Source organism: Streptococcus sp. E24BD (genome assembly GCF_041807825.1).
Classification (GTDB): Bacteria; Bacillota; Bacilli; order Lactobacillales; family Streptococcaceae; genus Streptococcus; species Streptococcus entericus.
Window position 1 is genome coordinate 55,926 of record NZ_JBGTZB010000007.1, and the last position, 13,278, is coordinate 69,203.

Below are 13,278 nucleotides of genomic sequence, written 5' to 3' on the forward strand. Positions count from 1 at the left end.
ACCCCACTTAGCAGACAAGACAAATAACATATAAGGAAAAAATCAATGACAAACGAATTAAATTCCCAGTTCAAGGCAAGCTCATTTTGTTGTACCTTAAACAACATTGACAAACTCTTCGACCTTAATGATAAAACGTTTGATAAATCAAAGTATTCAGACGAAACACGAAAACTAGTTGAAGAATTCCGTGCTAACCTTGACCCAAATAAAACCTACTCAGAACAAGATATGGTTGAACACCTCATCTATTTATGGGTTGATGGTAAAGAAGAAACTCGTTCAGCTGCTGCAAACTATGAAATCGGGGAGAATGACGTGCATCACTCACATCTGATTTTAGAAGCCAAAAACCAAACACGCTTTTCAGCCATCAAAAAGCTCTATCCAACTATCCATGTTGAACTAACACGAGGGACACGTGATGATGTCATTTCCTACCTCAATAAAACAGGTAAGCATGAAGAGAAATCTCACACAACCGTTGTTCCAATGATGAATCATGGGATTATCGAAGCTAATCAACAAGGAAAACGTACTGATTTAGAAACCATTCAAGAACTTCTTGCGGCTGGACTCACACCTGAGCAAGTTATGCGTCAAAACCTTTCCTATCGGCGATACTCGAAAATGATTAAAGAACATTACTATCAGATGAAGGTTGAGAATGCACCCTTAGTTAAAGAAATGAGCATTTATTGGCACCTGGGGGGGCCGGGCACAGGAAAGAGCTTTCTGCAGGTTCTTTTGAAAAAGGAATTTGGGCATGATAGTGTCTATGTCCTCTCCGACTACGGTACAGGTGGATTGGATAATTACACAGGCGAGCCTATTCTATTCATGGACGAGTTCAAAGGCGATGTTGACTACCAGACCTTCTTAAAACTGCTTGATGTTTACCCTAACCAGGTTCATGCTCGCTATACTAACATTTACGCTCTTTGGTCAGAGGTTCATATCTCCAGCATTTTTACCCCTAGAGAAATCTATAACCTTCTTGTACCAAAGGAGCAACAAAAACATGACCCTATTGAACAACTCTACCGACGCATTCACACAGTTGTGTACCATACTAAAACATCTGACAATCAATACAAAACTCTAAAAATGACCATGACTGATTATTTAGAACTTGTTAGACGGAAGTTAGATTTTGAAACATTGATTACGGACTACATTACTGAAGATGATACCACTTCAGATTATACCTACGACCCAAACAAAAAAGCTACCACTGACACCTCCACCGACCAAAGCGAGACTGACAGCGATAGCTCAACCAAACAACAATAGCCACAACTATTCTTGTTGTTGCTATTATCTCAAAATACGATGAAATAAACAAGAGGTAAGCAATATGCAAGTCATTTTACCAGATGAACAAGTTAAACAAATTCAGCTTCTGATTGCCGAGCTGATTAAACAAGAAATTGAAAACAGATTAACAAATAGTAATCTTGAAAGTCCGTTTTTGAATAAGCAACAAGCCTGTACCTATCTAGGCATCTCGAACAATACACTGGATTCTTGGATTCAAAAAGGTTTACCTGCTATCCGAGTGGGAAAAACAGTGCGATTTGATAAAGCCGAAATCAAACGTTGGCTACAAAATCAGTAGCATTTTTACCGTGGTTTGTTTATAATAGAGCCACGGTATTTTTCTAGCTCGATTAGGATAGGAGAATACAATGACCATTTCAAAAACCAAAAACAGCACTTATCGTCTGCGTTTGTACATTCCTGATGAAGTCAAACCGATTTTAGGGATTTCAACTAAAATGTATGAAAAGACCTTCAAAACACGAAAGGAGGCTAAGCAAGCTGAATTAGAATGGCTGACTAAAATTGATAAAGCTATCAGTGGTGAAATTGCACCACAATTTGAAATTGATGGTAACATCCTTTTCTCTGACTTTTTTCACACGGTTTGGTGGGAATCCTACAAGGCAGGACAAACCACCTCAACCAATAGACCACCAACGACTGTAACAATTGAGAATACTGCTACCGTATTCAAAAAGCACATTCTGCCGATGTTGGGGAATTATTCACTTGATTTTTTGAATCAAAATAAGCAAGTTATCCTTAACTTGATGACCGCCAAAGCCAATGAATATGCCAATTTCAAAACTTTACGAAGCTATGTCAATTCCATGTTTGACTGGGCAGAAGAACTTGAATATATTGAAGCTAACCGTGTTTCCAGAACATTGAAACGCATCAAGGCAATCAAAAAAATTCAACTTCAGGAAGCCAAACAAGAGGAAGATTTATATTTGTCACAAAAAGAATTAAAAGCATGGCTCAAAGCTATTGCATCTGACCTTGAACAAGGAAAGTTAGAGTTTAAGGATTACGTTCTATTCTTTACCACCTTCTTCTTGTCCGACCGTAAATCAGAAAGCTATGCACTTGAATGGCGACACATTGACTTTACTAAAGAGGAAATCCATCTTGTTCAAGCCCTAGATAGAAACGGCAATATTAAATCAACCAAAGGAAATAAGAAAACCATCTTCAAAGTTCCAAAAGAATTGATTGCCATGCTACAGTCTTGGAAGATACAGCAAAAGCAAGAACTTAGTAAGTTCAATATCATTCAGACCGAACGGCAGTTGGTGTTCACTTATATTGATACCAAAGGAAATGTTAATAAACCATTGCACAACGATTATCTTAACTATCGCATGCAAGCAATTGAAAAGCGTCACCCTGAATTGGTACACGCTACACCACACAAACTACGTCACACAGGAGCTACACTTGCCAAACAAGCAGGAATGAGCTTAGAAGCGATTTCAGAGGCTCTAACTCATAGTGATACTATCACCACCAAGACTTACGTCAACACTTCAAACGTCGTTCCAATGGCAGTTGGCGAGATTGCCTACCGACACCTACAAAATTAAATGGTGGGAATTTGGTGGCAACTTTGGTGGCAATTCTTGGAAAAATGCACCAAAAAACACCCCATGGTGGGAACCATGAAGTGTTGATAAACGCTGTATTGTAGCTGGTTCTTAACGTTTTGAGAACTGGCTAGCTTTACGAGCTTTCTTAAGACCTGGTTTCTTACGTTCAACCTTACGAGCGTCACGTGTGAGCAAACCAGCACGTTTCAATGAATCGCGGAAGTCTGGGTCAACTTGCAAGAGGGCGCGAGCGATACCGTGACGGATAGCGCCTGATTGACCTGCATAACCACCACCAACAACGTTAACGAAAACGTCGTATGAACCAGCAGTAGAGGTTACTGCAAATGGTTGGTTAATAACGAGACGCAAGTCTGCGTGTGGGATGTACTCTTCAACGTCTTTTTTATTGACAGTGATTTTACCAGTACCTGGAACGAGGCGAACGCGTGCAACAGCGTTTTTACGACGGCCAGTACCTGCATATTGTGCTTGTGCCATAATGTGTTACTCCTTTCTCTTAGATCAATCCTGAAATGTCAAGAATTTCTGGTTGTTGAGCAGCGTGGTTGTGCTCGCTACCAACAAAGACTTTCAGTTTCATGCCTTGTGCACGTCCAAGAGTGTTGTGTGGCAACATACCTTTCACTGATTTTTCAATCAGGCGCACAGCATTTTTAGAACGCAAATCACCAGCAGAGATAGCCTTCAAACCACCTGGGTGAAGTGAGTGGGTGTAGTAGATTTTGTCAGTTGCTTTTTTACCAGTCAATTTCACTTTTTCAGCATTGATAACGATAACAAAGTCACCAGTGTCTGTGTGTGGTGTGAAAGTTGGCTTGTTTTTGCCGCGAAGAATGCTAGCAACTACCGCAGAAAGGCGTCCAAGAGGTACATCAGTTGCGTCAACAACGTACCATTTGCGTTCAACTTGGCCTGGTTTAGCCATAAATGTTGTTTTGTTCATGGGGTCTCCTATACGAATTCGTTTTTGTTTACAGGTGATGGGTGTTCCGTCCCATCGAAGGTATTTGGAAGGTTCCGGGGCCTTTCAAATGGGGTAAACAATACCGTCTTATATCATACCAAAATAAACTGTTCTTCGTCAAGTCATTTACCTGATTTTTTACAAAAAACACAGCAAAGGTTCCTGAGTCGAAGTTGCTCATTGGTTTTTCGTGGATAAATACGGTATAATAGCTCTATGAAAACCTACGAAATTATGTTTGAGGAACTGATTAAGACAACCGATTTTGTTCGCGGGCAAGATTTGGCTAATCGTTTAGGGCTGTCACGGACAGCTATTTGGAAAGCGATACAAGCGTTGGAACACCAAGGCATCATCATCGAATCGGTTAAAAATAAAGGCTACCGCTGGTTGGCTGGTGACCTGTTATTACCGAGTCGTATCGCGCAAGATTCTGGGTTAACAGTTAGCTATCAGCATGTCAGCCAGTCAACACAGCTGGATGCTCGAATCGGCATTAGTCAAGGGTTGACTGCGCCTAGACTGTACTTGGCTTCCCATCAAACAGCCGCAGTTGGTCGGTTTGGGCGCTCTTTTTTTACCAGTCCACAAGGCGGAATTTACATGTCCCTCCATCTCAAACCCAACCTTAGGCATGCCCAGCTGCCGCCCTACACCATGATGGTTGCAGCCAGTATCGTCAAAGCTATTGACAAGCTCTGTGGTAGGTCTTGTGGGATTAAGTGGGTCAATGATATTTATGTCGGGCAAAAAAAAATAGCTGGTGTGCTAACTGAAGCAATCACATCTGTCGAAACAGGGCTGGTGACCGATGTGATTATTGGTGTTGGTTTAAATTTCCACATCACAGATTTCCCTAACGAACTCAGAGACAGGGCCGGGACACTTTTTACTGAGCAACCGCCAATTTTTCGTTACCAGCTTATTACAGAGATTTTGAACATTTTCCTAAAGAGGGATGAGCAAGAGTTGGTTGCCTATTATAAGGAAAAGTCACTCGTTTTGGGACGTGAGATCGCCTTTTTTGAACAAGGACAAGCTGTGACTGCGACAGCTATTGACCTCACTGATAAAGGAGAACTGGTGGTACAGCTAGCTTCTGGCGAGACAGCTGTCCTACATGGCGGTGAGATTAGTCTCACTTCTTGGGAGGCAAAAGCAAGCGACTGAGGCGGTCAATCATATAAACACGAACCAGGTTGCGCCCTAGTAAAATTCCCCAGAAGAGAGTGAGCAAAAATTGCTCAGCTGATAGGGAAGCAGTAAAGAGAATGGTTTGAATGGCACATGTTAGTGCCATTATGACAAAATGACGAATTGGCATAAGCGTATTATACCATAACTTGACGAGTTTCAGTTGTTCAAAACTTAGCAACGTTGACCACCAGTTTGTCACTAATGACTAGAAATAATCTAAAAGGATTAAACCCGAGGATATTCATGATTACAAAAGAATTTGATACTATTGCAGCCATTTCAACGCCACTTGGTGAAGGAGCCATTGGCATTGTGCGTTTGTCTGGCAGCCAAGCCATCGCTATCGCTGACCAAGTTTTTAGAGGTAAGGCTCTGAAAGTAGTAGCTAGTCATACCCTGACCTACGGTCATATTGTCGAAAAAGATGCCATCATTGATGAAGTGATGGTGGGAGTGATGAGAGCTCCTCGCACCTTTACCCGTGAAGATGTGGTTGAGATTAACACCCACGGCGGTCTGGCGGTGACCAATCAGATTTTACAACTACTGATTAAGCATGGGGCTAGATTAGCCGAACCTGGTGAATTTACCAAACGAGCCTTTCTCAATGGGCGCATTGATCTGACCCAGGCCGAGGCCATCATGGATTTAATTCGTGCCAAGACCGACAAGGCCATGGCGGTGGCCGTCAGTCATTTAGAAGGATCCCTCAGAGAACTGATTGACAGCACTCGTCAGGAGATTCTAGCCACTCTAGCTCAGGTTGAGGTTAATATCGACTACCCTGAGTACGACGACGTGGAAGAGATGACCACCGCTATTGTGCGTGAGAAAACGGCTGAATTTCAGGCTTTGTTAGAAAACTTGCTCAGAACAGCAAAACGAGGGAAAATTCTCAGAGAAGGCCTAGCTACAGCCATTATCGGGCGCCCCAACGTTGGTAAATCCAGTCTCTTAAACAACCTTCTACGTGAAGACAAGGCCATTGTCACCGATATCGCAGGAACAACGCGGGATGTCATTGAGGAGTATGTCAATATCAAAGGCGTCCCATTGAAGTTGATTGACACGGCAGGCATTCGTGAGACGGATGATGTCGTGGAACAAATTGGGGTTGAGCGTTCCAAAAAAGCCTTAGCTGAGGCTGATTTAGTGCTTCTGGTCCTTAATAGCAGTGAACCTCTCACCGATCAAGATAGGCAGTTATTAGCACTCAGTCAGACCAATAATCGCATCATTCTGCTCAACAAGACCGATTTACCAGAGCAGATTGAGCGCAAAGAACTTCCAGATGATGTGATTGACATTTCGGTATTAGAAAACCGCAACATTGACCAAATTGAAGACCGTATTAACCAACTCTTTTTTGATAAAGCAGGGTTAGTAGAAAAAGATGCGACTTATTTGTCTAATGCCCGTCATATTTCCTTGATTGAAAAAGCCTTGGAGAGCTTGCGTGCGGTCAATGAAGGACTTGAGATGGGTATGCCAGTTGACCTCTTGCAAGTTGATTTGACCCGTTGCTGGGAAATCTTGGGAGAGCTCACTGGCGACGCTGCGCCAGATGAGCTCATTACCCAGCTCTTTAGCCAGTTCTGCTTAGGCAAATAACCCACGGACCGATTGAACAGCCTTTGTACAATAGACTTCTTAAATGTGTCATAACATTCTTTTGTATCTAGATGTCATCCCTAACCCAAAACATTGTAGATAAAGATAAGGTGATTAGATATACAAGGGTCATTAGAGATAGAAAATATATCGTAAAAAAGGTCTCTAAACAACGATTTTCCTGGTTGTTACCCAGCGAGATAAACGGCTTTCTCTTGAAAATTTTTTCTAAAATGTTATAATAGTAGGGTTAATAGAAAAGGAGATTAAAAATGGACCCAATAATTTTAGTAATTTTGATGACTATTTTTTTAGGTTTTAGCTTTTTTATGCAGTACAGACAGCGCAAACAAATGCAAGAGCGCTATGAGCAACTTAAAAAATTATCAAAAGGCGATCAGGTGATTACCATTGGGGGGCTGTATGCAACCATTGACCATGTTGATCCGGATCAAGGCAAGGTTGTTTTAGATGCTGACGGTATCTTTCTGACCTATGAGTTGATCGCTATTAAACATGTTGTAAAAGCTCAATTAGCTGATGGGAGCATTGAAACAACAGAAACAGCAGAGACTGTTGTCGAACATCAAGAGTAGCAAAAGGAACTTTCTAGATTAGTCAGCTAGAAAGTTTTTGTTTGAGTACGGAGTTGTCACAAATGGCTTTTTTTATGGTAAAATGGTCTTATCATACACTAAAATAGGAAACATATGCTTAATTTATTCAACAAAGAGGAAAAACTCTCTGATTTAAAGGTTCCTCATCACATTGGGGTGATTATGGATGGCAATGGCCGCTGGGCTAAAAAGCGGCTTCAGCCTCGAGTCATGGGACACAAGGCAGGTATGGATGCCCTCCAAGCGGTCACCATTGCTGCCTCCAAACTCGGTGTCAAAGTGTTGACGGTCTATGCATTCTCAACAGAAAATTGGTCTCGTCCAGAAGATGAGGTTCGTTTTATCATGAAATTACCGGTGGAGTTTTTTGACAAATACGTGCCCGAACTAAATCGAAATAACGTCCGTATTCAAATTATGGGAGAAACGAATCGCCTACCAAAGGATACTTTAGAAGCTATGGAACGCGCAATCGCTCAAACATCTGAAAATACAGGACTGATTTTAAATTTTGCGCTTAATTACGGTGGACGTGCCGAATTAACCTTAGCCATGCAAGCGATCGCCGAACAGGTTAAAACAGGACAATTAGAACCTTGTGACATCACCGAAACCATCATCAGCCAGCACTTGATGACCGCTAGTTTACCGATGGACTATAGGGACCCAGATTTAATTATCAGAACCAGTGGCGAAGAGCGGTTGAGTAATTTCTTGCCTTGGCAAGCGGCTTATAGTGAATTCTATTTTACCGAGGTGCTTTGGCCTGATTTTAAGGAAGCTGAACTGGAACAAGCGATTAGAGATTATAGTAGTCGTCATCGTCGCTTTGGCGGTATCTAAAGGAGGATGCGTATGCAACAACGTGTGATTTATGGAGCGATAGCAGCAGCAATTTTTTTACCGATTTTGATTTTAGGAGGTCTACCATTGCACCTTCTCTTGGGAGGGCTAGCCATGCTTGCTGTCGCAGAGCTCTTCAAAATGAAAGGACTAGAGCCTTTTTCATTCGAAGGTGCTCTAGCTACGTTGGGGGCTTTTGTGCTAACCGTTCCATTGGGACATTATTTCAGTGCCTTACCGTTGCAAGCTAATGTTTCAGCTCTTACAGTCATCGCCTTTATCATCTTAGCTGGTATGGTCTTCACTTTTCCTAACTATCGCTTCGAGGATGCGGCATTTGCGATAGCTGCTAGTTTTTATATGGGTATTGGTTTTCACCATCTGGTACTTGCCCGCTTGGCAGGGATTGAACATGTTTTGTTTGTGCTCTTTATCATTTGGGCAACAGATATTGGGGCGTATATGATTGGCAGTCGATTTGGCAAGCGACGCTTGGCGCCTCAGATTTCACCGAACAAGAGTATTGAAGGCTTTTTAGGCGGTATCTTGTCTGCTATGCTTATTGCCGCCATCTTTATCCTCATTAGAAAAACAGTAACGCCTTATTCTTTGCTAGGAACACTTCCTCTCATCGCACTATTTAGCGCCATTGCACAGTTCGGGGATTTGGTAGAAAGCGCCATCAAACGCCACTATGGGGTAAAGGACTCTGGTAAGCTGATTCCAGGGCACGGTGGCGTATTTGATCGTTTTGATAGTGTCATTTTTGTCTTACCCTTGATGCACTTCTTTGGCTTATTTTAACTTAGAAAAGAGGCGATTATGCAAGGTCTAATAATCTTTATTGCTATTTTTGGTATTTTAGTGATTATCCATGAGTTCGGACACTTTTACTTTGCCAAACGTGCTGGCATCCTTGTCCGTGAATTTGCAGTTGGCATGGGACCTAAGATTTTCTCTCATACAGCGGCTGATGGCACATTATATACTCTGCGTCTGTTGCCATTAGGTGGTTATGTCCGTATGACTGGCTGGGGGGAAGATAAGACAGAGATTAGAACTGGACACTCTGCCAGCCTATCTTTCAATGAAAAAGGTCTAGTTAGTCGGATCAATTTGTCTGACCGTGTGGTTGATCAAACAGCTCTTCCGATTGCCATCACCAGTTATGACCTTGAAGACAGTCTCGAAGTGATGGGATTAGTTGCCGGTGAATCCAAGAGCTATGCTGTTGACCAAAACGCGACCATCATCGAAGAAGATGGCACTGAGGTGCGGATAGCGCCACTCGACGTCCAATATCAGAACGCCAGTGTCTGGGGACGCTTGATGACTAACTTTGCTGGTCCTATGAACAACTTTATCTTAGGTATAGTTGTCTTTACCTTGATTGCTTTTTTACAAGGTGGCGTCAGAGATTATACGTCAAATACCTTTCTAGTAGCGGACAATGGGCCCTTGTCGCAAGCAGGTTTATCTGGTCAGGTCACAATTTACCAAATCAATCATCAGCCTGTGACGGATTGGGAAAGCCTGAGTCAAGCGGTACAGGCAGGCGGCTCTACCATGGTTCTGGAATTATCAGATGGAGATGGAATCCCCAAAAAAGAAGTAACTATCACGCCGAAACAAGAAGATGACCGCTACCTCATTGGGGTATCCCCTGCCCTCAAAACAGGGTTTTGGGATAAGCTAAAAGGTGGATTTGCCATGGCTTGGGAGAGTGCCTTCGCTATTGCAACAGCGCTAAAAAATCTCATTTTGAAGCCTGATGTGACAAAACTCGGTGGACCAATAGCCATTTACCAAATGAGCAGTTCAGCTGCCAAAGAAGGTCTGCTTTCTGTGTTGACGCTGATGGCTATGCTCTCTATGAACTTAGGTATTTTCAACCTCTTGCCTATACCTGCACTTGACGGCGGGAAAATCTTGCTTAACATCATTGAAGCCATTCGTAAGAAGCCTCTCAAGCAAGAAACAGAAGGCTATATTACTCTGGCAGGGGTCGCACTGATGCTCCTGTTAACCATTGCGGTCACCTGGAACGATATTGTCCGAACTTTTTTCTAAGAAAGGAATAACTCATGAAACAAAGTAAGTTATTGATTCCAACCTTGCGTGAGATGCCAAGCGATGCACAAGTCATCAGCCATGCCCTGCTTGTGCGAGCTGGCTATGTCCGCCAAGTCTCCGCTGGGATTTACGCCTACCTGCCTCTGGCCAATCGTGTCATCGAAAAAGCCAAACAAATCATGCGCGAAGAGTTCGAAAAAATAGATGCTGTCGAAATGTTAGCGCCTGCTCTTCTAACTGCTGACCTCTGGCGGGAATCTGGACGTTATGAAACCTACGGAGCTGACCTTTACAAACTTAAAAACCGTGATCAGTCTGATTTTATCCTAGGTCCGACCCACGAAGAAACCTTCACCATGCTGGTACGTGATGCCATCAACTCTTACAAGCAATTACCACTCAACCTCTACCAAATTCAACCCAAATACCGTGACGAAAAACGTCCTCGAAATGGTCTTCTGCGTACCCGTGAGTTCATCATGAAAGATGCCTACAGCTTCCACCAAAACTATGATAGTCTGGATGTGACTTACGAAGATTACCGTAAGGCTTATGAGGCGGTTTTCACACGAGCTGGTCTCGAGTTTAAAGCCATCATCGGTGATGGTGGAGCCATGGGTGGTAAGGACAGCCAGGAGTTCATGGCTATTACCCCTGACCGCACAGACCTTGGTCGCTGGCTAGTTTTAGATAAGTCGATTCCATCAATTGAGGAGATTCCAGAAGACGTTCTAACTGACATCAAGGCAGAGCTGACCAAATGGATGGTCTCTGGTGAGGATACGGTCGTTTATTCTGACCAATCCAGCTATGCTGCTAACCTTGAGATGGCAACGGATTTCTACCAGCCAAAACAAAAAGTGGTCACCCAAGAAGAGTTGACCAAGATTGAAACACCAAATTGCAAAACCATTGATGGAGTGGCAAGCTTCCTATCTATTGAGGACACGCAGACCATCAAGACCCTGCTCTTCATGGCTGATGACAAACCGGTGGTCGCACTTCTTGTCGGCAATGACCAAGTTAACGATGTCAAACTAAAAAACCACCTCGGCGTGGCTTTCTTGGAGCCTGCGACAGAAGAACAGGCTCAACAATTCCTTGGTGCTAACTTTGGCTCACTAGGACCTGTTGGTCTGCCTGAGGACATCCAAATCATCGCCGATCGCAAAGTACAGGACTTGGCTAACGCTGTTGCAGGAGCTAATAGCAATGGCTACCATTATACAGGCGTTAACCCAGGTCGTGACTTCACTGCTGATTATACCGACATCCGTGAGGTACGCGAGGGTGAGCTCTCGCCTGATGGTCAAGGTACCCTACACTTTGCTCGCGGTATCGAAATTGGACACATTTTCAAACTTGGTACACGCTACTCAGCTAGCATGGGCGCTGAGGTTTTGGATGAAAATGGCAAAGCAGTCGAGATGGTGATGGGATCCTACGGTATCGGTGTAAGCCGTCTCTTATCAGCTGTTATTGAACAACACGCTCGGCTATTTGTCAACAAAACACCAAAAGGTGACTACCGCTACGCTTGGGGCATCAACTTCCCAGAAGAGCTTGCACCTTACGATGTTCACTTGATTACCGTCAATGTCAAAGACGAGGCTTCTCAACATCTCACAACTCAAATCGAAAAGAACCTGCAAATGGCAGGCTATGAGGTCTTGACAGACGACCGAAACGAACGTGTCGGCTCTAAGTTCTCTGACAGTGACCTCATCGGACTGCCGATTCGTGTCACCGTTGGTAAAAAAGCCAGCGAAGGCATTGTTGAAGTCAAAATCAAAGCCACAGGCGATAGCATTGAAGTCCATGCCGAAAACCTGTTGGAAACATTGACGATTTTAACAGCGAAGAAATAGTTAAGACACAAAAAACCTAACCCACTAGTTGAAAAGCTAGCGAAGGTAGGTTTTTACTTTAAGTCAAATCAGCTCTAAAGCTCACCGACTAATAGACAAGAGCTGAGCTTTAGTGAGGGTATCAGCTCTGAACCCGTTTCATGTAATCTTGATAACTTTCTGTCTTCATCAAGTTTTTAGCATTTTGCACTCGTTCCTTGGTTGGAGGTTTAACTCCCGCCAGCGGATAAGGAATACCAAGCTGTCGCCACTTAAACTCACCCATGGTATGGTAGGGGAGAACCTCAAAACGGTTAACATTTGAGAGAGTTTCAACAAACTTTCCCAATGCAATCAAATCCTCATCAATATCGGTTAAGCCAGGCACTAGCACGTGGCGAATCCAGACGGGAACCCCTTTTTCAGAGAGGTATTTGGCACAAGCAATGATATTGCGGTTGGACTGACTAGTGACTAGTTTATGCCGCTCATTTTCAATGGCTTTGATATCTAGTAACACCAAATCGGTAACGGCGAGAAGTTTGTCAAAGATGGCATGGTACTCTGGTTTATCGCGAAATGGCAGAGCACAAGTATCCAGTGTACAGTGGATGCCTAATTTTTTAGCTTCTGTAAAGAGGGCTGTCACGAACTCAATCTGAAGCAAGGCTTCACCACCAGAGACCGTTATCCCACCTTCCTTGCCCCAAAAACCACGATAACGTAAAGCTTCTTTTAACACATCAGCAACTGTTCGCTCACGAGAGTTGTTGGTTTCCATTTCCCAAGTATCGGGATTATGGCAATACTGGCAGCGCATCTTGCACCCCTGCATAAAGACGATGAAACGAACACCAGGTCCATCAACTGTTCCAAAACTCTCTGTCGAATGAATCATCCCCGTTACTTGGCTGTAATCAATATCAGTCATCGCGCACCTCTGAAAACGTTTTATAGCCTTATTATAACAGATTTTTAGAAAAATAGAAAGACTTGTGAGAGAATTCTCATAAAAACTGTCCTGAGATAGGGCAATGTGTGCTAGAACAGCCCTGCTAATCAATATGTACTGACCCCCAAAAGTTGGACAAGAAATATTATTGAAAGGATTTAATTCTGTATTGCACAGGACTAAGTCCTTTTAATTTTGTTTTGATTCGTTTGTTATTGTAGTAAAAAATATAATCGCT

Annotated in this window: 15 protein-coding genes; 10 read left to right on the forward strand and 5 right to left on the reverse strand. The window is 43.1% G+C overall.

Going from position 1 to position 13,278, the window contains the following annotated elements:
- Nucleotides 1-45: 45 nt before the first annotated feature.
- The 3 genes from ACERC5_RS02860 (at nt 46) to xerC (ending at nt 2,909) form a co-directional block, all read left to right on the forward strand.
- Nucleotides 46-1,293, forward strand: coding sequence for a replication protein RepA (locus tag ACERC5_RS02860; RefSeq protein WP_373660126.1), 1,248 nt, complete (start codon nt 46-48; stop codon nt 1,291-1,293).
- Nucleotides 1,294-1,357: 64 nt separating this feature from the next.
- Nucleotides 1,358-1,618 (forward strand): helix-turn-helix domain-containing protein, encoded by a 261-nt coding sequence (locus ACERC5_RS02865; RefSeq protein ID WP_373660127.1) that lies wholly within the window; start codon nt 1,358-1,360, stop codon nt 1,616-1,618.
- Nucleotides 1,619-1,688: 70 nt separating this feature from the next.
- On the forward strand, nt 1,689-2,909 hold the full coding sequence (xerC, locus tag ACERC5_RS02870; protein ID WP_373660129.1) for a tyrosine recombinase XerC: 1,221 nt from the start codon (nt 1,689-1,691) through the stop codon (nt 2,907-2,909).
- A gap of 111 nt (nt 2,910-3,020) precedes the next feature.
- On the opposite strand, the gene rpsI is transcribed toward xerC, so the two are convergent.
- The gene (rpsI, locus tag ACERC5_RS02875) at nt 3,021-3,413 is read right to left on the reverse strand and encodes a 30S ribosomal protein S9 (RefSeq protein WP_018369092.1); all 393 of its coding nucleotides are present in this window, start codon (nt 3,411-3,413) and stop codon (nt 3,021-3,023) included.
- 19 nt (nt 3,414-3,432) lie between these two features.
- Complete coding sequence (gene rplM / locus ACERC5_RS02880) at nt 3,433-3,879, reverse strand: 50S ribosomal protein L13 (RefSeq protein WP_373657976.1); 447 nt, start codon at nt 3,877-3,879, stop codon at nt 3,433-3,435.
- Nucleotides 3,880-4,116: 237 nt separating this feature from the next.
- Between rplM and birA the strand changes: the two genes are divergently transcribed.
- Nucleotides 4,117-5,070, forward strand: a complete 954-nt coding sequence (birA, locus tag ACERC5_RS02885; RefSeq protein ID WP_373660130.1) for a bifunctional biotin--[acetyl-CoA-carboxylase] ligase/biotin operon repressor BirA — start codon at nt 4,117-4,119, stop codon at nt 5,068-5,070.
- Here the strand turns inward: birA and ACERC5_RS02890 are convergent.
- Nucleotides 5,039-5,275, reverse strand: coding sequence for a DUF3272 family protein (locus ACERC5_RS02890; protein WP_373660131.1), 237 nt, complete (start codon nt 5,273-5,275; stop codon nt 5,039-5,041). The genes birA and ACERC5_RS02890 overlap by 32 nt on opposite strands.
- A 65-nt stretch (nt 5,276-5,340) precedes the next feature.
- Between ACERC5_RS02890 and mnmE the strand changes: the two genes are divergently transcribed.
- The 6 genes from mnmE to ACERC5_RS02920 all read left to right on the forward strand — a co-directional run bounded on the left by mnmE (nt 5,341) and on the right by ACERC5_RS02920 (nt 12,109).
- The gene (mnmE, locus tag ACERC5_RS02895; RefSeq protein ID WP_373657973.1) at nt 5,341-6,708 is read left to right on the forward strand and encodes a tRNA uridine-5-carboxymethylaminomethyl(34) synthesis GTPase MnmE; all 1,368 of its coding nucleotides are present in this window, start codon (nt 5,341-5,343) and stop codon (nt 6,706-6,708) included.
- A gap of 272 nt (nt 6,709-6,980) precedes the next feature.
- Nucleotides 6,981-7,304: a preprotein translocase subunit YajC gene (gene yajC, locus ACERC5_RS02900; protein WP_373657971.1), complete on the forward strand. Its 324-nt coding sequence runs from the start codon at nt 6,981-6,983 to the stop codon at nt 7,302-7,304.
- A 114-nt stretch (nt 7,305-7,418) separates the two neighbouring features.
- Nucleotides 7,419-8,168 (forward strand): isoprenyl transferase, encoded by a 750-nt coding sequence (locus ACERC5_RS02905; protein ID WP_373660133.1) that lies wholly within the window; start codon nt 7,419-7,421, stop codon nt 8,166-8,168.
- A 12-nt stretch (nt 8,169-8,180) separates the two neighbouring features.
- Nucleotides 8,181-8,972 carry a phosphatidate cytidylyltransferase gene (locus tag ACERC5_RS02910; RefSeq protein ID WP_373660134.1) on the forward strand — a complete coding sequence of 264 codons (792 nt, stop codon included), beginning with the start codon at nt 8,181-8,183 and terminating at the stop codon, nt 8,970-8,972.
- Nucleotides 8,973-8,990: 18 nt separating this feature from the next.
- Complete coding sequence (gene rseP / locus ACERC5_RS02915; RefSeq protein ID WP_373660135.1) at nt 8,991-10,238, forward strand: RIP metalloprotease RseP; 1,248 nt, start codon at nt 8,991-8,993, stop codon at nt 10,236-10,238.
- A gap of 14 nt (nt 10,239-10,252) precedes the next feature.
- On the forward strand, nt 10,253-12,109 hold the full coding sequence (locus ACERC5_RS02920; protein WP_373660136.1) for a proline--tRNA ligase: 1,857 nt from the start codon (nt 10,253-10,255) through the stop codon (nt 12,107-12,109).
- A gap of 121 nt (nt 12,110-12,230) precedes the next feature.
- On the opposite strand, the gene pflA is transcribed toward ACERC5_RS02920, so the two are convergent.
- Nucleotides 12,231-13,019 carry a pyruvate formate-lyase-activating protein gene (pflA, locus tag ACERC5_RS02925; RefSeq protein WP_018369101.1) on the reverse strand — a complete coding sequence of 263 codons (789 nt, stop codon included), beginning with the start codon at nt 13,017-13,019 and terminating at the stop codon, nt 12,231-12,233.
- Nucleotides 13,020-13,185: 166 nt separating this feature from the next.
- On the reverse strand, nt 13,186-13,278 hold a 93-nt coding region (locus ACERC5_RS02930; protein ID WP_373660139.1), incomplete at its 5' end, for an IS3 family transposase.